The sequence below is a fragment of the Roseicyclus sp. genome (assembly GCF_018402035.1).
Taxonomy (GTDB): Bacteria; Pseudomonadota; Alphaproteobacteria; order Rhodobacterales; family Rhodobacteraceae; genus Roseicyclus.
Map to the genome: position 1 here is coordinate 91,602 of NZ_JAGYJN010000003.1, position 21,114 is coordinate 112,715.

The window sequence follows — 21,114 nt, forward strand, 5'->3', positions numbered from 1 at the left end:
CGGTTAACGGGTTTTCAACCAGAGCGCGCCCTCGCCCAGCTCCGCGATCATCGCGGCATGGGTGGCGCGCTCTGTCTCGCTCAGGCGCGAGGGCAATGGGTTGCTGCGCGGCTGAGCGCGCCATGCGCCATCTACAGTTTTTGATCGATTGCGTGCCTGATCGGCACCCAAGCCGAAATCGGCCTGACGCCCGCCGGTCAGTTCAAGATAAACCTCTGCCAAAATCTCGGAATCAAGCAAGGCGCCATGCAGCGTACGGTTCGCATTATCGATGCCGAACCGGCGGCAAAGCGCATCAAGCGATGCGGGAGAGCCGGGAAAACGCCGGCGCGCGATCAAGAGCGTGTCAAGCGCGCGGTCATCTTGCAGCGCAGGCAGGCCGACCCAGGAAAGCTCGGCATTGAGAAAGCGCATATCAAAGCTGGCATTATGGATGATCAGCCGCGCATCCCCGATAAAGGCAAGAAATGCTTGGGCGATATCAGCAAAACGCGGCTTATCTGCCAAAAAGGCTTCGCTGATGCCATGAACCGCGAAAGCCTCGGGCGGCATGTCGCGTTCGGGGTGGATATATTGGTGATAGGTCTGGCCGGTGGGAACTTGGTTCCACAACTCGACCGCGCCGATCTCGACAATGCGGTGGGCGGGCTTGTCAAAGGGATCAAGGCCGGTGGTTTCGGTATCGAGGACAATCTCACGCATCATCGGCCCCTTTGCCCGTCAGTGTCGCGATAAGTTTTGTCACATCGGCGCGGGTTTGTTCCAGCGTCTTTGTCGCGATGACATGATCGGCGCGGGCGCGTTTCTCAGGATCGGGCATTTGACGCGCGAGGATCTGAGCGAAAGCTGCATCGGTCATGCCGGGCCGCGCCATGACGCGGGCCGCTTGGGTTTCGGGATCGGTCGTCACGACCAAGACAGCATCAAGCCATGCATCGGCACCGGTCTCAAACAACAGCGGGATATCAAGGACGACAAGGGGTTGGTCAGCATGGCGCGCGAGGAAGGCGGCCCTGTCTTGCGCGACCAGCGGATGGACGATTTTTTCCAGACGGTCCAAAAGGGTCGCGTCGGCCGCTATGGCGCGTTTCAAAGCGTCGCGGTTGATCATGCCGCCTTGCAGGGCGTCGGGGATGAGAGCGGCGACAGGTGCGACCGCCGTGCCGCCCCCCGCATAAAGCCGATGCACGGTTTCATCTGCATCCCAAACCGGGATACCCATCGCACGAAACATGGCCGCTGTCGTCGATTTACCCATCCCGATCGAGCCGGTAAGCCCAAGCTTGATGGTCATGGGGCCAAAACCGCCGCGCGGAGATCGTCATCAACCATCGGCGTATAGCCAAACCAGCGCTCAAAACCCGGCACGGCCTGATGCAGCAACATGCCCAGACCATCGACGGTTTCACAGCCCATCTGGCGGGCTGTCGCCAAAAGCTCAGTCTCGAGCGGTTTATAGACGATATCGGTCACGACCGTGGGCGGGGTAAGGCGCGACAAATCGATGGTGAGGGGGGATTGCCCCTCCATGCCCAGTGAGGTGGTGTTGACGATCAGCGCGACGTCGCCAACCAGATCGGGGATGCGGGTCCAATCTTGGGTTTCGACGCGCGCGCCGAACTGATCCTTCAAAGCGTCGGCGCGCAGTCTGGTACGGTTGACCACCGTGACCTTTGGCGCGCCATCATTGATGAGCGCCGAGACGATGGCCTTGGCCGCACCGCCCGCACCGAGAACGAGGGCTGGCCCGGTGGCCGCCGTCCAGCCGGGTAGATTTTGGCGGATATTCGATAAGAAACCAATTCCGTCAGTGTTATCAGCTTGGATCTGACCATTGCCAAGAAAGGTCAGTGTATTGGCGGCCCCAATGAGTGCTGCGCGGTCGCTGACTTGCGTCGCGAGCGAAAGGACAAATTCCTTGTGCGGGATGGTGATATTGACGCCGACAAAGCCCATTTCGGGCATGATGCGCAGCACATCGGCGAGGTTTTGATGCGTGACATGCAGGGGCACATAATGCCCTTTCAGCCCATAACGCTTGAGCCAATGCCCATGCAGCCTTGGAGAAAGAGAATGCGCGATGGGATCACCGATCACACCCGCCAACGGGATTTCGGGACGGGTCATGTGAACCTCCAACCTCGCAGACGCAGATAAGAGCATAGTTCGAGCAAGGGAAGCCCCAGAACCGAGAACCAATCCCCCTCGATCCGGGCAAAAAGACGCGCGCCAAGGACTTCGGCTTGATAGGCGCCAACGGATGTGGCGACCGCTGGCCAAGCCTGATCAAGATAGGCGGTGATTTCATCATCGCTTAGCTTGTGCATCGTCATGCGCGCCACGCCGACATGACGCCAGACAGGCTGCGCATCCTCATAGATGACGGCAGCGGCGTAGAGGTGATGCGTTTGTCCCGAGAGTTGGGAGAGGTGGCGATGCGCCTCGGCCCGGTCGTGGGGTTTAGAATAGATCGTGGATTTCAGCGCCAAGATCTGGTCGCATCCCAGGGTAAGCCCAGGTGCGCTTGCTTTGCGCGCTTTGAATTCGGCCAAGGTATCGGCGATATCGCGCGGGGCCGCCCCCTCGCTGATTAGGGCGTCGCGAATAGTGTCTTCATCGATTCGCACCGGCTGTCGAAGATGGGCGATGCCCGCGTTGCTGAGCATTTGGGCGCGGATCATCGATGCCGAGGCAAGCGTCAGACTGGGTTGGGGTGAAAGAATTCTGTCCATGACGCTGTGCATAACCGAGGTGAGAACTGGCTGCCAATCTTGTTGGTGAATGCGACAGAGTTGCGACAGCGTATGATGGGGGCCATATCGGTGCTTTCGCTCTGCACTTGTCCACGGTGATAAACCATCCAGCCACGAGATGTTTAGTGAGCACGACGTCGGCGTTATGGGCTGATCTATCCACCTGAATATTGGTTGTTCAAAGTATTAAAGCTTTGTTTTTAAAGTGTTTTTATTAACTACGCGCGTTCTGTGGATGATTTGTGAACAGATCATGCCATGTGTATGGCTGTGAGAAGAAAGGACAGAAAAGCTGCTTCTGCGGCTTACCAACTGGAACACTACAGCCACATCTTTTCTTAAATATCTTATTTCTTAATTAGAAAATCACCATGCCGGGATCGCTTGACAGACGATGCCATGGGTCATAGCAGGTGATTTGTTCCCGTTCGGGATCGCTTTTCCAAATGACATGACTGCGTGTTGACCGTGAAAGGTCAATCCATCTGTAGGATTTCCATGACCGATATGACGTTGAAACTGGCCGATCTTAAGGTCAAATCGCCCAAAGACCTTCTGTCGATGGCGGAAGAGCTCGAGATTGAGAACGCCTCGACCATGCGCAAGGGCGAGATGATGTTCGAGATCCTTCGCGAACGCGCGGAGGAAGGTTGGGAAATCTCGGGCGACGGCGTGTTGGAAGTTTTGCAAGATGGGTTTGGGTTCTTGCGGTCGCCTGAAGCGAACTATTTGCCTGGTCCTGACGATATTTATGTCTCGCCTGATATGATCAGACAGCACAGTTTGCGCACCGGTGATACGGTTGAAGGTGTGATGAATGCGCCGCGCGAAACCGAGCGTTATTTCGCCTTGGTCAAGGTAAAGCGGATCAACTTTGAAGATCCTGATCGTGCACGGCACAAGGTAGCTTTTGACAACCTGACGCCGCTTTACCCTGATGAGCGGCTGAAGATGGAGATCGAAGATCCGACGATCAAGGATCGTTCGGCACGGATCATCGATTTGGTGGCCCCGATTGGCAAAGGCCAACGGGCCTTGATCGTCGCACCGCCACGCACAGGGAAAACGGTGCTGTTGCAGAATATCGCGCATTCGATCGAGGTTAATCACCCTGAGTGTTACCTGATCGTTTTGTTGATCGACGAGCGCCCCGAGGAAGTGACTGACATGCAGCGCAGTGTGAAGGGTGAGGTGATCTCTTCTACCTTCGATGAACCCGCGACGCGCCACGTTGCGGTCGCTGAGATGGTGATCGAAAAGGCCAAGCGACTGGTCGAGCATAAGCGCGATGTTGTCATTTTGCTCGACTCGATCACGCGTCTTGGCCGTGCGTTCAACACGGTCGTGCCGTCGTCGGGCAAGGTGTTGACAGGCGGTGTCGATGCGAATGCTTTGCAGCGGCCGAAACGCTTTTTCGGTGCTGCGCGGAATATCGAGGAAGGTGGATCGCTGACCATTATCGCGACCGCGTTGATCGATACGGGTAGCCGGATGGATGAAGTGATCTTTGAAGAATTCAAGGGCACTGGCAACTCGGAGTTGGTTCTGGATCGTAAGGTTGCCGACAAACGTGTCTTCCCGGCGATGGATATTCTGAAATCCGGTACCCGGAAGGAAGATCTGTTGGTTGATAAGGTCGATCTGCAAAAAACCTATGTCCTGCGGCGGATCTTGAACCCAATGGGAACGACGGATGCGATCGAATTCCTTATCTCGAAGTTGAAGCAGACCAAGAGTAACTCTGAGTTTTTCGACTCGATGAACGCGTAAGGGGCAGGCGATGCATACGATCTTTGCCCTGGCGACAGCCCGGGGAAAATCGGGCGTCGCTGTTATCCGTATCTCTGGGCCTGCTGCGCATGAGATTGGCAGTGGGCTAGCCGGGTCTTTACCGCAGGCAGGTCAAGCTGGCTTGCGGGTTTTGCGCAATGCTACTGGCGCGGTTCTGGACCAAGCATTGGTTTTACGGTTTGATGAACCTCGTAGTTTTACGGGCGAGGATGTTGTTGAGCTGCAGCTGCATGGCAGTATTGCGGTGATCCGCGCTATCGAGGCGGCGATCTCTGGCACAGGTTTGGCGCGCATGGCCGAAGCTGGTGAGTTCACACGCCGCGCGTTGTTGAATGGCAATCTTGATTTGGCTCAGGTGGAGGGTCTTTCTGATCTCATCGCGGCTGAGACGGAGGCGCAGCGCAGACAAGCACAAGAGCTTTTCTCGGGCGCGATGCGTGGTTTTGCAGATATGTGCCGTCATGATTTGGTACGGGCGACGGCCTTGATTGAAGCGACGATAGACTTCGCGGATGAAGATGTGCCGGTGGATGTATCGCCCGAGGTGGGTGCTTTAATCGATAAGGTGATTAGTCGGATCGCCGAGCAGTTAGGTGGATATCAAGCGGCAGAGCGGATTCGTAGTGGGTTTGAGGTGGCGATCATTGGTCCACCAAATGCTGGAAAATCGACACTTATCAATAAGATAGCGGGTCGAGATATTGCGATAACATCGGAGTTTGCTGGGACGACACGCGATGTTTTGGAGGTTCGCATCGATCTTAATGGGCTACCGGTCACCTTTCTTGATACCGCCGGGCTGCGGGAGTCTGATGACGTCATAGAGCGCATCGGTGTTGCGCGTGCACGGAGCCGTGCAAGTGGCGCGGACTTACGCATTTTGCTGATCGACGGGTTGCAGGCGCAAGGTGATTTTGACCCCGGTATCGCCGTCGATCTACGGTATATGACGAAATCCGATGTGACGGGTTCAGGCATCTCTGCAGTGAATGGGGACGGCATTGATCAGCTTTTGGCTGATGTCTCGCGCATTTTGATGGATCGGGTATCGGGTGCGACACTTGCGTCTCATGAACGGCATCGACAGGCGCTTGAGAGGGCACATGCGTTGATGATGGTTGGGAGATCTTGCTTTATCGAGGGCAGCGTTGGGGCAGAGATTTTGGCGCTGCATCTGCGCGATGCAGTCGGTGCGCTTGACTCGTTGATTGGCCGGGTAGATGTAGAGGCCGTTCTGGGCGAAATTTTCGCGCAGTTCTGCATTGGCAAGTGAAGGGTGTTTCACGTGAAACATGATGCATTCGACGTCGTTGTCATCGGTGGTGGGCATGCCGGCGCGGAAGCCGCCCATGCAGCGGCGCGTGCTGGCGCCATAACGGCCTTGGTGACGATGCGGAAAGATACCATCGGCGTGATGTCTTGTAACCCGGCGATTGGTGGGCTTGGTAAAGGCCACCTTGTGCGGGAGATTGATGCGATGGGCGGCATTATGGGGTTGGCCGCCGATATGTCCGGCATTCAGTTTCGGTTGCTTAATCGCCGCAAGGGCCCTGCTGTGCGCGGCCCGCGGACGCAATCGGATCGGGCGCTATACAAAGCTGCCATACAGTTTTTCCTCGCAGCGCAAGAAGGCCTGACAGTCATCGAGGGTGAGGTGGCTGATCTCGTCTTGGCAGATGGTCGGATTGCGGGGGTTGAGCTTTCAGATGGCGCAATTATTCCTGCGGGTAGTGTTGTTTTGACGACCGGCACGTTCTTGAACGGGGTTATCCATATTGGGGATCAAAAGACTGCCGGTGGGCGAATGGGCGATAGACCATCCGTACGACTGGCGGATCGCCTGCGCGCTCTCGATCTTCCTTTGGGTCGGTTGAAAACGGGAACGCCGCCACGGTTGCGTGCATCTTCCATCGCTTGGGAAAAGCTGGAAATGCAGCAGGCGGATGATGAGCCCGCGCTGTTTTCTTTTCTGTCGGATCGGCCGCATGTGCGCCAGATTGCTTGTGGCATCACGTATACAAACCAACAAACTCACGACATCATAAATGACAACCTCTCTCGTTCTGCGATGTATGGTGGGCATATCGAGGGCATCGGGCCGCGATATTGCCCGTCGATTGAAGATAAGGTCGTCCGCTTTGCTGATAAGGCATCGCATCAGATCTTTCTTGAGCCTGAGGGATTAGATTGTGACACTGTTTATCCAAACGGGATCTCAACATCGCTGCCGGAAGATGTTCAGCGTTCGTATGTGCATTCTATCGTCGGTCTTGAGAAAGCTGAGATTTTGCAGCCCGGCTATGCGATTGAGTATGATTTCGTTGACCCACAGAACCTTGATCCGAGCTTACAACTTCGCGCGATACCGGGTCTTTTCCTTGCTGGTCAGATAAATGGCACAACCGGCTATGAAGAGGCAGCGGCGCAAGGGCTTATGGCGGGATTGAACGCAGCGCTACGCGCGCGCAACAGCCGGAGTGTTATCTTGTCCCGTGCGCAGGCCTATATCGGTGTGATGATTGATGATTTGGTCACGCGTGGCGTTGCAGAACCTTACCGCATGTTCACGTCTCGCGCCGAGTACCGGCTGTCGCTACGTGCGGATAACGCAGATCAGCGGTTGACGGAGATGGCTGGCGCCCTGGGCCTTATCACGCAAGAACGTCAGCAAAGGTTCGCTGTAAAGATGGATGATCTTGCGTTGGGGCGTGGGTTTTTGGAAGCATCATTGTTTACGCCGCGCGAAGCGGCAGAGGCGGGTATCGCGATCAGTCAGGATGGGCAGCGGCGCAGTGGCATGGATTTGCTCGCATTTCCGGACGTTGATCTGGCGCACATGGATGTCCTTATTCCGGCCTTTTCGCAGTGCACACCCGCCACACGGGAACAGTTGGCGACTGAAGCGCTTTACAAGACCTATGTCGCCCGCCAACAGCGTGATGTGTCGGCAATGCTGCGGGATGAGGCGCAGCAAATTCCATCTCACATCGACTACAGCGATATCGGTGGACTTTCGAATGAGCTAAAGGGCAAACTCCAGCGCGTGCGTCCTGTCACAGTGGCTCAAGCTGCTCGGATCGACGGCATGACGCCTGCAGCGCTGGCGCTCATTCTCTCGCGTATTCGTCAAGACGAACGACGCAGCGCATGACAGAGGATGAGGCAAAGGCAACCATTGCGTCGATTGTTTCACGTGAAACACTAGAAAGGCTGACAATTTTTGCGAAGCTCCTGATCAAGTGGCAGGCAAAGATTAACCTTGTTTCGCCAAGTACAATCCCAGCCTTGTGGACGCGCCACATGCTGGATTCAGCCCAGTTGGTGCAGTACATCCCTGCAAATGCATCACGATGGCTTGATCTGGGGAGTGGCGGCGGTTTCCCTGGCCTTGTTTGTGCGGCGATTGCGCATGATCATCATCCGTCACTGCAGATAGCATTGGTCGAATCCGATCAACGCAAGGCCGCGTTCCTGCGCGAGGCGGCGCGGCAGATGGGGATTTCTGTCGCGGTCCATGGTTGCCGTATCGCTGATCTGCCCCCTCACAGGGCAGATGTCATATCTGCCCGTGCTTTGGCGCCGTTACAAATTCTGTTAGACATGGCGTGTATTCACCTTGCTACAAGCGGTATATGCCTGTTTCAAAAAGGTGCACGCTATGATGTAGAGTGCGAGGCTGCGAAACAGACATGGCAATTCATTTATGACATGATACCCAGTGTCACTGATGAAGCAGCAGTTGTGCTTAGGATCAAAGAGTTACGTCATGTTTGAGCAACGCAGTGCCCGGATAATCGCAATTACAAATCAGAAGGGCGGTGTCGGAAAGACTACCACCGCGATCAATCTTGGTGCAGCGCTAGCCGCGCTTGGACAGCGGGTATTGATCATCGACCTTGATCCTCAAGGGAATGCATCAACTGGTCTTGGCGTGTCGGCAAAGGATCGTGGCACGACCACATATGAACTTCTACATGAAGAGGTTGCGCTCGCTGCGATCATACGGCCAACAGCGACAGATGGCTTACATCTCGCGCCCGCGACCACCGACCTTAGTTCAACCGACGTTGCGCTAGGCGATCAAGAGAACCGTGTTTTTCTTTTGAAAGACGCTTTGGCTGGCAACGCGCTTGCAGCCTATGATTACGTGTTGATCGATAGCCCGCCCTCGCTCAGCCTTTTAACGGTCAACGCGCTTGTCGCAAGCGATGCTGTTCTGGTTCCCCTTCAAGCAGAGTTCTTCGCACTCGAAGGTCTCTCACAGCTCATGCTCACGATCCGCGATGTGCGCGAAACCGCTAATCCGAATTTGCGGATCGAAGGCATCGTCCTAACTATGTTCGACCAACGTAACAACTTAAGCCAACAGGTCGAGGATGACGCCCGCGCCACATTGGGCGAATTGGTGTTTCAGACGCGGATACCTAGAAATGTACGCTTAAGCGAGGCGCCGTCCTATGGGCTTCCAGCCTTGATTTATGATCCATCCTCCAAAGGAAGCCAAGCTTATCAAGATCTTGCAGCCGAGCTTTTGGCGCGTGGACAAAAATGAACGGAGCAGGCCCCATGGTCAAAAAACGCGAGAGAACAGGTCTTGGTCGCGGCCTCTCGGCCCTTATGGCTGATATCGACATCCCGTCTTCCGGAGCAGCCGCAGCTGAATTCGTTGACTATTCGGCGCGCGGGTTACGGCGCGTCGCGATAGACCGGATTACCCCAAATCCTGAACAACCCCGACGCCATTTCGCGGAAACAGCTTTGGCTGAGCTTGCCGCATCCATCCGCGAGAAGGGCGTAATTCAACCCCTCATCGTACGTCCTGATCCTGCAAACCCGCAAGACTTCCAGATCGTTGCCGGGGAAAGGCGCTGGCGTGCCGCGCAGCAAGCACAGCTGCACGAGCTTCCCGTGATCGTTCGTGACTTTGACGAAACCGAAGTTCTGGAAGTTGCCATAATTGAGAATGTGCAGCGGGCCGACCTCAATCCGATGGAAGAGGCTTTAGGCTATCGTCAGCTCATTGACCGTTTCGGCCATACCCAAGAAAAGGTTGCCCAAGCGCTTGGAAAAAGCCGTAGTCATATCGCCAATATGATGCGCTTGCTCGCACTTCCGGAAGATATCCAATCCTTTGTGCGGGGTGGCCAGCTCAGTGCCGGCCATGCGCGGGCGTTATTGACCGCTCCCGATCAGCTTCTTCTCGCGCGCCAGGCGGTTGCGAATGGGTGGTCGGTCCGCGAAGTCGAGGAAAGGGCCAAGGCAACGCGCCCGGGTCGCACCTCCAAGCCCAAAGCACGGGTCGGCGACAAAGATGCAGACACGGTCGCCCTTGAGCGCGACCTTACCGCCGCCATAGGAATGACGGTTCGCATCGATCACCAGCCAAGTGGCGAGGGGCGCGTTTCAATTCGCTATAAGGATTTAGAAGCCTTGGATGACATCATCCGCCTGTTGAGCGGTAACTAGAGCGTGTTGCACTGAACGCGATTGCACGCGAAACGCGTTCGCTCAACCTGCCAGAAGATTGCGTAGCAGCCCGTTTAGCAAACGCCGCCCCGCCGGCGTTGCAGTTATACAGTCGGACGATGCTGTAATCAGCCCCAGATCCTCAAGCTGAGTAATTGTACCAGCATGAAAATCCGCCCCGTTCAACGCTACAAAGCGTCGCCGATCTAGTCCCTCCGCTAGCCGAAGGGACATCATCGCGTACTCCTCAGCATGTTCGCGCGGCGTCAGCGAACTCCGCAAAATCTCACCTGACCCTGCTTCGCGCACACGCTTTAGCCATGCTTGCGGCAACATTTCGGCCTCTGTTGCATAGCGTGTGCCGCGTAAGGTCACACGACCATGCGCACCCGGTCCGATGCCGACATAATCACCGCCCCGCCAATAGATCAGGTTGTGGCGTGATTGCCCCATGTCACTGGCATGGTTCGACACCTCATATGCGGGTAGCCCAGCAATGCTGCAGATTTCTTGTGTCAAATCATACATATCAGCGCCTGTATCATCATCGATCAGGCCAGCTAGCCGCCCGCGCGCATGTCGATCACCAAATGCCGTCCCTGGCTCAATCGTCAGCTGGTAAAGGGACAGGTGATCGGCTGCAAAGCCTACGGCCTCCGTCAACTCTTGCCGCCAATCATCCAAGTTTTGGAACTGACGGGCATAGATCAGGTCAAAGCTGACGCGCGGAAAGATTGTTCGTGCCAAATCATAGGCTTTACGCCCTTCTGCCGCGGAATGCAGACGGCCCAAACGTTTCAAATCCTCGTCGCGCAGCGCTTGCAGCCCGACAGAGACACGATTGACGCCAGCATCGCGAAACCCAGCAAATCGCCCAGCCTCGGCTGATGTCGGGTTTGCTTCCAAGGTGATCTCTAAATCATTCGCACTTGGCCAAGCGGCCTTAGCCGCAGCAATAATGCCCGCAGTTGTCTCGGGGTCCATCAAGGATGGTGTGCCGCCACCAAAAAAGATGCTGGTCAAAAGACGGCCCTGTGTTTCACGTGAAACGCGCGCTATCTCAGAAAGATAGCAATTCAACCACTGGGTTTGATCGATGCGCATAGCCACATGGCTGTTGAAATCGCAATAGGGACATTTGGCCTGACAAAATGGCCAGTGGACATAAAGCCCAAAGCCGCCATGTTCCCAATCCTCAATCACCGATGGCCTGTTTCAGCTTTTCAACAGCCCGGGCGCGATGGCTTATCTGGTTCTTCTCCCAACGATCCATCTCGCCAAAGGTCACATCGAACCCATCCGGTACAAAGATCGGGTCATATCCATGCCCTTGATCACCGCGCATGGGCCATGCAACCCGCCCCGGCATCACGCCCTCAAACACTTCATCGTGCCCATCTGGCCAAGCGAGGACAAGTGTACAGCAAAACTGGGCCGTCCGGGGATGCGGCGCGTCAACTTCTTGTAGAAGATTATGCGTCTTTTCCATCGCCATCACAAAATCACGCCCAGTTGGCGTCTCAGCCCAATCCGCCGTGAAAACGCCCGGCGCGCCGCCCAGCGCATCAATTGCAATGCCACTATCATCGGATAGCGAGGGAAGGCCGGTGGCCTGTGCCGCGGCATGCGCTTTAATCCGTGCATTCTCGATAAAGCTGGTCCCGGTTTCATCGGGCTCCGGCAAATCATGATCGGCGGCCGAGCTGACAGTGATCCCAAACGGTGCAAGCAGGGCCACCATCTCTTCCAGCTTCCCGCGATTATGCGTCGCGATCAAAAGATGCTTCCCCGTAAATCGCCGCATCAGCGAGCGGCCGCCTTTTGGGCTGCAACCAGTGTGCTGATCCCCTGTGATGCAAGCCGGTACAGATCGTCAAATTGCGCGCGTGAAAACGCGGCCCCTTCCGCGCTGGCTTGGATCTCGACCAAGGCACCACTGCCCATCATGACGAAATTGGAATCAGTGCCTGCCTCGCTGTCCTCAAGATAATCCAGATCAAGCACCGCTTGACCCGCATAAATCCCGCAAGACACCGCCGCGATATGGTCAGTGATTGGGTCGCTGGTAATATCGCCAGCCTTCAAAAGCTTGTTCACCGCCAAGCGCAGCGCAACCCATCCACCAGTGATCGCGGCACAGCGCGTTCCGCCATCGGCTTGGATCACATCACAATCGATGGTGATCTGACGCTCACCCAGCGCCGAGCGATCAACACCGGCGCGCAAGGCACGCCCGATCAATCGCTGAATCTCTTGCGTGCGACCCGATTGCTTGCCTGCTGCAGCCTCTCGGCGCATGCGGGTATGGGTGGCGCGCGGCAGCATGCCATATTCCGCCGTAACCCAGCCAAGACCGGTATTCTTCAAGAAGGGCGGCACGCGCTCTTCCAATGTCGCGGTGCATAAGACATGTGTGCCACCACAGCGGATCAGACACGAGCCTTCGGCATGCCGCGTCACATCGGTCTCGATCACGATTTCGCGCATTTCGTCTAGGTTTCGGCCGGAAGGACGCATATCTTTCTCCTGATGATCCGTGATGCGGGGCATAATCCGCTGACGCACCACCGCGCAACCCCGAATGCCCAAACAGCTGATGAAGATGACAGACCGCACCATGCACCAAAATATGCCTCTTAGCGATCTGAATGACCGCTCCCGCGAAGTGTTCCGTCGCGTGGTCGAGGGCTATCTGGAAACTGGTGTGCCCGTCGGCTCGCGCAGCTTGACGCGCAGCTTGACTGAGCAAATCTCGGCGGCGACCGTGCGTAACGTGATGCAAGATCTTGAGTTTCTTGGTCTTTTGGGTAGCCCCCATATCTCGGCTGGCCGCATTCCCACACAGCTTGGCCTGCGCATGTTCCTTGATGGCTTTCTCGAGGTGGGGGAACTCGCGCTGAGCGATAAGCAAAGCCTTGATGAAACCGTGGGTTCGAACACCAATGATGTTGCGGCCACGCTTGACCGGATTGGTTCGGCCCTGTCGCAAGCCACCCATGGCGCCAGCGTCGTCTTGGCCCCGAAACGCGAGGCGCCGATCAAGCATATCGATTTTGTTTCACTCTCTGCCGACCGCGCCTTGGTCGTTCTGGTCCATTCCGATGGCCATGTCGAAAACCGCCTGTTTCAACCGCCATCGGGTCATACGCCCAGCGCGATGCGCGAGGCGGCGAATTACCTTAACGCCCATTTGGCTGATCGCACCCTCAGCAGCTTGCGTGCCGAAATCCAGACCGAGGTTGATAGCCGCCGCGCCCAGATCGACGAGATTGCCGCCCATCTGATCGCCGCTGGCCTCGCCGTGTGGGATGGTGACGGTGACGATCTGGGCCGTTTGATTGTCCGTGGCAGGGCGAATCTCCTCGCTGACGCCGCCGAGGCGGATGAGTTAGAGCGTATTCGCCAGCTCTTTGATGATCTCGAACGCAAGCGCGATATTGCCGATTTTCTTGAATTGGCCGAAACAGGCGAAGGTGTGCGCATTTTCATTGGCTCTGAGAACAAGCTTTTCTCACTTTCGGGTTCCGCTTTGGTCGTCTCTCCCTATATGAACGCGGACCGGAAGATCGTCGGTGCCGTGGGGGTGATTGGGCCCACGCGGCTCAACTACGGGCGCATCGTTCCGATCGTGGATTACACGGCGCAGTTGGTGGGCAAGTTGATTGCCGACCGCGGCTAAGCGCTGAAAAGAAAGACAAAGGGGGCAAGCATGTCCGACGCAAACCAAGATCAATTCGCCGAGACCACACCGCCCGAGGGCGCGAACGCGGCAGAACCAACAGCAGCCGCCGTCGATCAAGACACAGCGCTTGATCCTATCGACACCTTGATCGCGGAGCGTGACGCCCTCAAGGATCGACTCCTGCGCACCTTGGCCGAGTCAGATAATGTCCGCAAACGCGCCGAACGTGATCGCCGCGAGGCTGAGAAATTTGGTGGCACCCGCATCGTGCGTGATCTTTTGCCGGTCTATGACGCGCTGCGCCGCGCGCTCAATAGTGCAGCAGATGCCGCTGGTGATGCCGACCGCGCCCTTCTCGAAGGGGTGGAGTTGACCTTGCGCGAATTGCTCAAAGTCTTGACCAAGCATGGCGTCACGCCGATTGTCCCCGAAATCGGTGATCGCTTCGATCCCGAAAGCCACGAGGCCATGTTCGAGGCACCGGTGCCCGGCACCAAGGCGGGCGATATCTTGCAAGTCATGGCCGAGGGTTTCCTGTTGCATGATCGCTTGGTTCGCCCTGCACAGGTTGGCGTCTCATCGAATACCGGCGCTTAACCCCGCCCGATCATATCCTTTAACTCGTAGAGAAGCGTCAAAGCCTCGCGCGCGGTCAATTCATCGGGATGGACCGCGCCAAGGCGCGCTTCAAGCGCGCTTGGGCCTTTGGCGGGCGATGCGGGCACGACAGCGACGGCCGCGAAAAGTGGCAGATCGTCGATGAACGCCTTGCGGTTGCCACCCTCGCGCTCGCCCTTCTCCAGCGCATCCAACACCTGATGGGCGCGCGCGATCACGCTTGGCGGCAATCCGGCCAGTTTTGCCACCTGTACCCCATAGGAGCGGTCCGCCGCCCCTTGGCGCACCTCGTGCAAGAACACCACATCGCCTTGCCATTCCCTGACCGCGACAGTGGCATTGGATAGACCGGGCAGGCGGGCACCCAACCCCGTCATCTCGTGGTAATGGGTCGCAAACAGCGCACGGCAGCGGTTGACGTCATGCAGATGTTCCAGCGTCGCCCAGGCGATGGACAGGCCGTCATAGGTCGCCGTGCCGCGCCCTATCTCGTCCAAGATCACCAGCGCGCGGGGATCGGCTTGGTTCAAGATCGTGGCGGTTTCCACCATCTCGACCATAAAGGTCGAGCGCCCCCGTGCCAGATCATCGGCTGCGCCAACACGGCTAAAGACTTGGCTGACCAGCCCAATCTCGGCGCGCGTTGCGGGTACAAAACTTCCCATCTGGGCCAAAATCGCGATCAGCGCGTTCTGGCGTAGGAATGTTGATTTCCCCGCCATATTCGGCCCGGTCAACAGCGTGATTGCAGCCCCCTCCGCTTCGGGGGAAAGGCGGCAATCATTGGCGATAAAGGGCGCACCGTCGCGGGCAAGGGCGGCCTCTACCACCGGGTGCCGCCCGCCAGTGATGTCAAAGGCGCGGTTTTCGCGCATCTGTGGGCGTGTCCAATCCCCTTCGACCGCGCGGCGGGCAAGTGCAGCTGCTAAATCGAACTCGGCCAAGGCGCGTGCGACCTGTCCGATCACATCGGCTTGCTGCAAAACGGCATCGCGCAGGTTGGCAAACAGGTTGCGCTCGATCTCTTGCACACGGTTGCCCGCGTTCAGAATGCGGGTTTCAAGCTCGGACAAATCCAGCGTGGTAAAGCGCACCGCATTGGCCGTGGTCTGGCGATGGATAAACTGCTCGGCCAAGGGCGGGGACAGCATCTTTTGTGCATGGGTCGCGGTGGTTTCGATGAAATACCCCAGCACGTTATTGTGCCGGATCTTCAGCGAGCCGACACCGGTTTGCGCGATATAATCGGCCTGCATGCCGCCAATCACGCCGCGCCCCTCGTCGCGCAGGTGGCGCGCTGCGTCGAGATCCGGGTCATAGCCCGGCGCAATGCTGCTGCCATCGCGCAGTTGCAGGGGCGGCTCGGCCACCAGCGCGCGGTCAAGAAGCGCGCCCAGATCAGCATGGCCGTGTAGATCACCGCGCGCCTGCGCCAACAGCGCCGGCAATTCCAGATCGCGCAGCACAGCCCCCAGCGCGACGGCGGCCCTTAGCCCGTCACGGATCGCGGCCAGATCGCGTGGCCCGCCCCGGTCAAGCGCCAGCCGCGACAAGGCGCGGTCAAGGTCAGGGATGCGGCGCAAATGCTGTTCCAGATCGTCACGAACTCGCGCGTTAGTGACGAAAAACGCGACCGCATCATGGCGTGCCGTGATCACGCCCAGATCGGTGGATGGGCCGGACAAGCGCCGCTCCAACAGGCGCGCGCCACCTGCGGTCAGGGTGCGATCCAGAACCGACAACAGGGTATTGGCCCGCCCCCCCGCAAGCGCGTGGGTCAGTTCCAGATTGCGCCGCGTCGCTGCATCAAGCTGCAACAAGCGCCCCGCGCTTTGCTGGCGCGGTGGGCGCAACAGCGGCAAGCTGCCCTTTTGCGTCAGCTCCAGATAATCGATCAGCGCACCCATCGCGCCCAACTCGGGCCGGGTGAATTGCCCGAACCCATCCAGCGCGCCGACATTGAACACCCTTGAAATCCGCGCCTCGGCGCTGCGGCTGTCGAAACTGGTGGGGGCAAGCTGTGCCACGGCGGCGCCGATCTCTTCGATGGCTGCGATGCGCGCGGCCTCCATCCCGTCGGAAATCAGCACCTCACGCGGCAAAAGCCGGGCCAGTTCCGGCCCCAACCGTACAGGCGGGCAGCCCATGACACGGAAATCCCCGGTCGAGATATCGCACCACGCCAGCGCACCTTCGCCGCGCACCTCGGCATAGGCGGCAAGATAGTTGTGCCGCCGCGCCTCGAGAAGCGTGTCTTCGGTCAGGGTGCCGGGGGTGACAAGGCGCACAACCTCGCGCCGCACAACAGCCTTGGAGCCGCCGCGCTTTTTCGCCTCGGCCGGGTCTTCCATCTGTTCGCAGATGGCGACGCGAAACCCTTTGCGGATCAGGGTCAAAAGGTAGCTCTCAGAACTATGGGCCGGCACGCCGCACATGGCGATATCTTCGCCCAAATGCTGGCCACGTTTGGTCAGCGCGATATCCAGCGCGGCGGCGGCGGCCACCGCGTCATCAAAGAACATCTCGTAGAAATCGCCCATCCGGTAGAACAACAGAGCATCGGCATGCTGTGCCTTGATCTCCAGATATTGCGCCATCATTGGCGTGACGCTGCTCATTCCGCCCCCCGGTTATCTGTAACGCAACCTAAGCAAGCCCCGCGCGAGATTGAAGCGGCAAAAGCCTGTTATTGCCGCCGCGTCCTGCAATGGCTACACCAGACACCGGACCGAGGGAGAGATGAAAATGGCCGACAAGAGCAGGATTACCCGTGAAGAGGCGTTGGCCTATCATCTGGAACCGCATCCGGGAAAGATTGACATCAACGCCTCGACCCCGATGGCGACACAGCGCGACCTCAGCCTTGCCTATTCCCCCGGCGTGGCGGTCCCTTGCGAGGTGATCGCGGAACGGCCTGAGGCGGCTTATGATTATACCACAAAGGGCAATCTGGTCGCCGTCATCTCGAACGGCACGGCGGTATTGGGGCTTGGCAATCTTGGCGCGCTTGCCTCCAAACCCGTGATGGAGGGTAAGGCGGTGCTCTTCAAGCGCTTTGCCGATGTGAATTCAATCGATATCGAGCTTGATACCGAAGACCCGGATGAGTTCTGCCGCGCGGTTAAGCTGATGTCGCCCACCTTTGGCGGTATCAATCTCGAAGATATCAAGGCGCCCGAATGTTTCATCATCGAGCAGCGCCTCAAGGAAGAATGCGATATCCCGGTTTTCCACGACGATCAGCATGGCACCGCCGTGATCTGTGCGGCGGGTCTGATCAACGCGCTGCATATCTCTGGCAAGAAGATCGAGGATTGCCGCATCGTGCTGAACGGCGCGGGGGCGGCGGGAATTGCCTGCATCGAACTGCTGAAAACCATGGGCGCGCGGCATGACAACTGCATCGTCTGTGACACCAAGGGCGTGCTTTATCAGGGCCGCACCGAGGGGATGAACCAATGGAAATCGGCCCATGCGGTGAAAACCGATCTACGCAGCCTAGAGGAAGCGATGCGCGGCGCGGATGTGTTTCTTGGTGTGTCCGCCAAGGGCGCCGTCACGCGGGAAATGGTGGCCAGCATGGCCCCCAACCCGGTCATTTTCGCCATGGCCAACCCCGATCCTGAGATCACGCCGGAAGAAGCGCATGAGGTGCGCCCCGATGCCATCGTCGCGACTGGCCGGTCGGATTACCCCAATCAGGTCAATAACGTCTTGGGCTTTCCCTACTTGTTCCGTGGCGCGCTTGATATTCATGCCCGCGCGATCAATGACGAGATGAAGATTGCCTGCGCCCATGCACTCGCTGATCTGGCGCGCGAGGATGTGCCGGACGAGGTCGCGGTGGTCTATGGCCGCGATCTGTCTTTTGGGCGCGACTATATCATCCCCACCCCGTTTGATCCCCGCCTGATCTACACCATCCCCCCCGCCGTGGCGCGGGCAGGCATGGACACAGGCGTCGCGCGTCGCCCGATCGAAGATCTGGATCGCTACGCCGAAGGGCTGCGCGCGCGGCTTGATCCGACCAGCTCGATCTTGCAAGGCATCTATGCAAGGGCCAAATCGGCGCAAGCGCGGATGATCTTTGCCGAAGGCGATGATGTGCGCGTCTTGCGCGCCGCTGTCGCCTATCAACGCCAAGGTTTGGGCCGTGCGCTGGTCGTTGGCCGCGAGGCGGATGTTCAGACCAAACTGGACGCCGCCGGTTTGGGTGATGCCGTGCGCGAGCTCGAGGTGGTGAACGCCGCGAACACCGAGCATCTCGATAGCTATAAGGCGTTTCTTTACGACCGCTTGCAGCGCAAGGGGCATGACCGATCTGACATTCACCGCCTCGCCGCGCGTGACCGGCATGTTTTCGCGGCGTTGATGCTGGCCCATGGGCATGGTGACGCGCTGGTCACGGGTGCGACGCGCAAATCGGCCCATGTGCTGGATCTGATCGGCAAGGTTTTCGATGCCCGCGCCCAAGATGGTGCGGTTGGCATTACCGCCTTGCTTCACAAAGGGCGGATCATCTTGATCGGGGATACGCTGGTTCATGAATGGCCCGAGAAAGAAGATCTGGCGCTAATCGCGCAGCGCGGCGCACAGGTCGCCCGCGATCTGGGGCTAGAGCCGCGTGTTGCCTTTGTCAGCTTTTCGACCTTTGGCTATCCGGTCAGCGAGCGGTCTGAAAAGATGCATCAGGCCCCGCAAGTCCTTGATAAGATTGGCGTTGATTTCGAGTATGATGGTGAGATGGCCGTTGATGTCGCGCTCAACCCCGAGGTGATGGCGCAATATCCCTTCACCCGCCTGTCTGGCCCGGCCAATGTGCTGGTCGTGCCCGCGCGCCACTCGGCCAGTATCTCGGTCAAGCTGATGCAGGCGATGGCGGGGGCCACGGTGATCGGCCCGATCCTGACCGGGCTGAAAAGCCCCATTCAGGTGTGTTCGACCGTCTCGACAGCCAATGACATCTTGAACATGGCCGTCATGGCCGCCTGCGAGATTGGGCGGCGCTGACCGGGTTGCTTGGCGTGTGGGGTGATCATGTGTATGATCACACCACACGGAGGGTGTGTCATGGGTAAGCAACGGACGAATATCACGATTGACTCTCAGCTCTTGTCGGATGCACGCGAGATGGGTCTCAACGTCTCTGCCATCGCGGAAGCAGCGCTGCGCACCGCCCGGCGCGAGGCATGGTTGGCGGAAAACGCCAAGGCGCTGGAAGAGCGGCGCAATTATTACCAGACGAACGATACAATCTTGGCGCCCTATCGCGTGCTCACGGTCTAGCCGTGCAGTATGATATCTACCGCCTCGCGGGTGATGTTCTTGTCGTCGATCTTCAATCCGATCTGATCGATATTGGCACACGCGTTGTCGCGCCGCTTGTGCTAAAGACCGCAAGACCCGTGCCCTTGCCAACATTGGAGCCGATGGTCCTGTTCAATGGGCACCCTCACCTGATGTTGGTTTCTGAGATGACCGCGATATCCGCGCGGCACCTGGGCCCTGCGATCGGTGACCTTCGGCGCGAGGAATATATGATCCGCCGCGCCGTCGACATGGTCTTTACCGGGATTTGACGGTTATCCCTTCATCCCGTCCCAAAAGCTTTTGACTTTGTCGAAAAAGCCGCTGGCGTTGGGGTTGTTGGTCTTGGCGCTGATCTCTTCAAACTTGCGCAGCAGCTCTTTTTGCTCGGCGTTCAGGCTGACCGGTGTTTCCACCGCCAGTTCGATATACATATCGCCCACACCCGCGCCACGCAGTTGCGGCATGCCCTTGGCACGCAGGCGCATTTGGCGGCCTGATTGCGATCCTTCGGGCACCTTGACCCGCGCGCGACCGCCATCGATGGTGGGCACCTCGATCTCGCCGCCAAGGGCCGCTTTGCTCATCGAGACGGGCACACGGCAAAATAGGTCAACCCCGTCGCGCTGGAACAGCGTGTGATCGGCCACTTCGATAAAGATATAAAGATCGCCTGACGGCCCACCGCGCAGACCGGCCTCACCCTCGCCCGATAGGCGGATGCGCGTGCCGGTTTCCACACCTTGTGGAATATTCACCGAAAGCGCGCGATCCTTTTGCAGACGCCCCGCGCCACCGCAGCTTCGGCAGGGGTTCTTGATCACTTGGCCCATGCCCGAACATGTTGGGCAACTCCGCTCGACGGTGAAAAAGCCCTGTTGTGCGCGCACTTTGCCCATGCCCGAACAAGTGGGGCAGGTGGCTGGTTCTGATCCACCCTCGGAGCCGGTGCCAGAACACGCCCCGCAAGCCGCGGCGCTTGGTACGGTAATCTGCTTGGTCAGCCCGGCAAAAGCCTCTTCCAGCGAGATCTTGAGGTTATAGCGAAGGTCCGATCCACGGCTGGCGCGCGAACGCGGACCGCCGCGCTGGCCGCCCATGAAATCGCCGAACAAATCCTCGAACACGTCGGAAAAGGCCGATGCGAAATCGCCCTGACCGGGGCGGCCGCCATAACCACCCGCGCGACCACCGCCTGCCATGCCACCGTCAAAGGCACTATGGCCGAAACGGTCATAGGCGGCGCGTTTGTCGGCGTCTTTCAGGATATCATGGGCCTCGTTCACCTCTTTGAACTGGGCCTCGGCATTGGGATTGTCAGAGTTGCGATCAGGGTGAAGCTCTTTCGCCTTTTGGCGAAAGGCTTTCTTGATCTCGTCGGCAGATGCGCCTTTCGAGACCCCGAGAACCTCGTAATAATCGCGCTTGGCCATATCGTTCCTTCCCTGAACGCAGGCGACCGGCCGGGTTTACGCCCAGCCGGTCGCCGTTGGATCA

20 protein-coding genes are annotated in these 21,114 nt (G+C 58.2%); 11 read left to right on the forward strand and 9 right to left on the reverse strand.

All coding sequences use genetic code 11. The annotated features are described in order from the left end of the window. Positions 1-3: 3 nt before the first annotated feature. Genes dnaQ through KG698_RS06545 form a run of 4 tightly spaced genes read right to left on the reverse strand, consistent with a single transcriptional unit; the run spans position 4 to position 2,732 of the window. Positions 4-702 carry a DNA polymerase III subunit epsilon gene (gene dnaQ, locus KG698_RS06530; protein WP_213684762.1) on the reverse strand — a complete coding sequence of 233 codons (699 nt, stop codon included), beginning with the start codon at positions 700-702 and terminating at the stop codon, positions 4-6. Then, on the reverse strand, positions 695-1,294 hold the full coding sequence (coaE, locus tag KG698_RS06535) for a dephospho-CoA kinase (RefSeq protein ID WP_213684763.1): 600 nt from the start codon (positions 1,292-1,294) through the stop codon (positions 695-697). Before coaE ends, dnaQ begins: the two co-directional genes overlap by 8 nt. Further along, positions 1,291-2,127, reverse strand: a complete 837-nt coding sequence (locus KG698_RS06540) for a shikimate dehydrogenase (RefSeq protein WP_213684764.1) — start codon at positions 2,125-2,127, stop codon at positions 1,291-1,293. Before KG698_RS06540 ends, coaE begins: the two co-directional genes overlap by 4 nt. Next, on the reverse strand, positions 2,124-2,732 hold the full coding sequence (locus KG698_RS06545) for a nucleoside triphosphate pyrophosphatase (protein ID WP_213684765.1): 609 nt from the start codon (positions 2,730-2,732) through the stop codon (positions 2,124-2,126). Before KG698_RS06545 ends, KG698_RS06540 begins: the two co-directional genes overlap by 4 nt. Before the next feature lie 519 nt (positions 2,733-3,251). Between KG698_RS06545 and rho the strand changes: the two genes are divergently transcribed. From rho to KG698_RS06575, 6 genes are read left to right on the forward strand one after another with little or no spacing between them, the layout of a single operon-like run. Continuing rightward, positions 3,252-4,523 carry a transcription termination factor Rho gene (gene rho, locus KG698_RS06550; protein WP_213684766.1) on the forward strand — a complete coding sequence of 424 codons (1,272 nt, stop codon included), beginning with the start codon at positions 3,252-3,254 and terminating at the stop codon, positions 4,521-4,523. Positions 4,524-4,533: 10 nt separating this feature from the next. Then, entirely contained in the window at positions 4,534-5,817 is a 1,284-nt protein-coding gene (gene mnmE, locus KG698_RS06555) for a tRNA uridine-5-carboxymethylaminomethyl(34) synthesis GTPase MnmE (RefSeq protein ID WP_213684767.1), read from the forward strand. A gap of 3 nt (positions 5,818-5,820) precedes the next feature. Then, positions 5,821-7,695 carry a tRNA uridine-5-carboxymethylaminomethyl(34) synthesis enzyme MnmG gene (mnmG, locus tag KG698_RS06560; RefSeq protein WP_213684768.1) on the forward strand — a complete coding sequence of 625 codons (1,875 nt, stop codon included), beginning with the start codon at positions 5,821-5,823 and terminating at the stop codon, positions 7,693-7,695. After that, complete coding sequence (gene rsmG / locus KG698_RS06565; protein ID WP_213684769.1) at positions 7,692-8,318, forward strand: 16S rRNA (guanine(527)-N(7))-methyltransferase RsmG; 627 nt, start codon at positions 7,692-7,694, stop codon at positions 8,316-8,318. Before mnmG ends, rsmG begins: the two co-directional genes overlap by 4 nt. Further along, the gene (locus tag KG698_RS06570; RefSeq protein ID WP_213684770.1) at positions 8,311-9,096 is read left to right on the forward strand and encodes a ParA family protein; all 786 of its coding nucleotides are present in this window, start codon (positions 8,311-8,313) and stop codon (positions 9,094-9,096) included. The genes rsmG and KG698_RS06570 overlap by 8 nt, the downstream gene beginning before the upstream one ends. A 14-nt stretch (positions 9,097-9,110) precedes the next feature. Next, the gene (locus KG698_RS06575) at positions 9,111-10,010 is read left to right on the forward strand and encodes a ParB/RepB/Spo0J family partition protein (RefSeq protein WP_213684771.1); all 900 of its coding nucleotides are present in this window, start codon (positions 9,111-9,113) and stop codon (positions 10,008-10,010) included. Positions 10,011-10,052: 42 nt separating this feature from the next. Here KG698_RS06575 and hemW read toward each other — a convergent pair whose 3' ends face one another. The 3 genes from hemW to rph are packed head-to-tail and all read right to left on the reverse strand — an operon-like array spanning position 10,053 to position 12,527. Further along, the gene (gene hemW, locus KG698_RS06580; RefSeq protein WP_213684997.1) at positions 10,053-11,210 is read right to left on the reverse strand and encodes a radical SAM family heme chaperone HemW; all 1,158 of its coding nucleotides are present in this window, start codon (positions 11,208-11,210) and stop codon (positions 10,053-10,055) included. Continuing rightward, a complete protein-coding gene (rdgB, locus tag KG698_RS06585) occupies positions 11,206-11,814 on the reverse strand; it encodes an RdgB/HAM1 family non-canonical purine NTP pyrophosphatase (RefSeq protein ID WP_213684772.1) in 609 nt (202 codons plus the stop codon). Before rdgB ends, hemW begins: the two co-directional genes overlap by 5 nt. Continuing rightward, the gene (rph, locus tag KG698_RS06590; protein WP_213684773.1) at positions 11,814-12,527 is read right to left on the reverse strand and encodes a ribonuclease PH; all 714 of its coding nucleotides are present in this window, start codon (positions 12,525-12,527) and stop codon (positions 11,814-11,816) included. The genes rdgB and rph overlap by 1 nt, the downstream gene beginning before the upstream one ends. 85 nt (positions 12,528-12,612) lie before the next feature. Between rph and hrcA the strand changes: the two genes are divergently transcribed. Both hrcA and KG698_RS06600 read left to right on the forward strand, forming a co-directional pair. After that, on the forward strand, positions 12,613-13,689 hold the full coding sequence (gene hrcA, locus KG698_RS06595; RefSeq protein WP_213684774.1) for a heat-inducible transcriptional repressor HrcA: 1,077 nt from the start codon (positions 12,613-12,615) through the stop codon (positions 13,687-13,689). A 30-nt stretch (positions 13,690-13,719) separates the two neighbouring features. Beyond that, positions 13,720-14,289: a nucleotide exchange factor GrpE gene (locus KG698_RS06600; RefSeq protein ID WP_213684775.1), complete on the forward strand. Its 570-nt coding sequence runs from the start codon at positions 13,720-13,722 to the stop codon at positions 14,287-14,289. Here KG698_RS06600 and mutS read toward each other — a convergent pair. Beyond that, positions 14,286-16,928: a DNA mismatch repair protein MutS gene (gene mutS, locus KG698_RS06605; protein WP_213684776.1), complete on the reverse strand. Its 2,643-nt coding sequence runs from the start codon at positions 16,926-16,928 to the stop codon at positions 14,286-14,288. The genes KG698_RS06600 and mutS overlap by 4 nt on opposite strands. A gap of 127 nt (positions 16,929-17,055) precedes the next feature. On the opposite strand from mutS, the gene KG698_RS06610 reads away from it, so the two are divergent. From KG698_RS06610 to KG698_RS06620, 3 genes are read left to right on the forward strand one after another with little or no spacing between them, the layout of a single operon-like run. Continuing rightward, the gene (locus KG698_RS06610; protein WP_213684777.1) at positions 17,056-19,320 is read left to right on the forward strand and encodes an NADP-dependent malic enzyme; all 2,265 of its coding nucleotides are present in this window, start codon (positions 17,056-17,058) and stop codon (positions 19,318-19,320) included. Between the two features lie 60 nt (positions 19,321-19,380). Beyond that, complete coding sequence (locus tag KG698_RS06615) at positions 19,381-19,596, forward strand: type II toxin-antitoxin system CcdA family antitoxin (RefSeq protein ID WP_213684778.1); 216 nt, start codon at positions 19,381-19,383, stop codon at positions 19,594-19,596. A gap of 2 nt (positions 19,597-19,598) precedes the next feature. Continuing rightward, positions 19,599-19,889, forward strand: a complete 291-nt coding sequence (locus KG698_RS06620; protein ID WP_213684779.1) for a CcdB family protein — start codon at positions 19,599-19,601, stop codon at positions 19,887-19,889. Between the two features lie 3 nt (positions 19,890-19,892). Here KG698_RS06620 and dnaJ read toward each other — a convergent pair whose 3' ends face one another. Then, positions 19,893-21,050 (reverse strand): molecular chaperone DnaJ, encoded by a 1,158-nt coding sequence (dnaJ, locus tag KG698_RS06625; RefSeq protein ID WP_213684780.1) that lies wholly within the window; start codon positions 21,048-21,050, stop codon positions 19,893-19,895. Positions 21,051-21,114 lie beyond the last annotated feature (64 nt).

What these genes read in the sequence shown, in the direction of transcription:
- dnaQ (WP_213684762.1), bottom strand. Translation starts at nt 702, where the DNA reads ATGCGTGAGATTGTCCTCGATACCGAAACCACCGGCCTTGATCCCTTT.
- coaE (WP_213684763.1), bottom strand. Translation starts at nt 1,294, where the DNA reads ATGACCATCAAGCTTGGGCTTACCGGCTCGATCGGGATGGGTAAATCG.
- KG698_RS06540 (WP_213684764.1), bottom strand. Translation starts at nt 2,127, where the DNA reads ATGACCCGTCCCGAAATCCCGTTGGCGGGTGTGATCGGTGATCCCATC.
- KG698_RS06545 (WP_213684765.1), bottom strand. Translation starts at nt 2,732, where the DNA reads ATGGACAGAATTCTTTCACCCCAACCCAGTCTGACGCTTGCCTCGGCA.
- rho (WP_213684766.1), top strand. Translation starts at nt 3,252, where the DNA reads ATGACCGATATGACGTTGAAACTGGCCGATCTTAAGGTCAAATCGCCC.
- mnmE (WP_213684767.1), top strand. Translation starts at nt 4,534, where the DNA reads ATGCATACGATCTTTGCCCTGGCGACAGCCCGGGGAAAATCGGGCGTC.
- rsmG (WP_213684769.1), top strand. Translation starts at nt 7,692, where the DNA reads ATGACAGAGGATGAGGCAAAGGCAACCATTGCGTCGATTGTTTCACGT.
- KG698_RS06570 (WP_213684770.1), top strand. Translation starts at nt 8,311, where the DNA reads ATGTTTGAGCAACGCAGTGCCCGGATAATCGCAATTACAAATCAGAAG.
- KG698_RS06575 (WP_213684771.1), top strand. Translation starts at nt 9,111, where the DNA reads ATGGTCAAAAAACGCGAGAGAACAGGTCTTGGTCGCGGCCTCTCGGCC.
- rdgB (WP_213684772.1), bottom strand. Translation starts at nt 11,814, where the DNA reads ATGCGGCGATTTACGGGGAAGCATCTTTTGATCGCGACGCATAATCGC.
- rph (WP_213684773.1), bottom strand. Translation starts at nt 12,527, where the DNA reads ATGCGTCCTTCCGGCCGAAACCTAGACGAAATGCGCGAAATCGTGATC.
- hrcA (WP_213684774.1), top strand. Translation starts at nt 12,613, where the DNA reads ATGACAGACCGCACCATGCACCAAAATATGCCTCTTAGCGATCTGAAT.
- KG698_RS06600 (WP_213684775.1), top strand. Translation starts at nt 13,720, where the DNA reads ATGTCCGACGCAAACCAAGATCAATTCGCCGAGACCACACCGCCCGAG.
- mutS (WP_213684776.1), bottom strand. Translation starts at nt 16,928, where the DNA reads ATGAGCAGCGTCACGCCAATGATGGCGCAATATCTGGAGATCAAGGCA.
- KG698_RS06610 (WP_213684777.1), top strand. Translation starts at nt 17,056, where the DNA reads ATGGCCGACAAGAGCAGGATTACCCGTGAAGAGGCGTTGGCCTATCAT.
- KG698_RS06615 (WP_213684778.1), top strand. Translation starts at nt 19,381, where the DNA reads ATGGGTAAGCAACGGACGAATATCACGATTGACTCTCAGCTCTTGTCG.
- dnaJ (WP_213684780.1), bottom strand. Translation starts at nt 21,050, where the DNA reads ATGGCCAAGCGCGATTATTACGAGGTTCTCGGGGTCTCGAAAGGCGCA.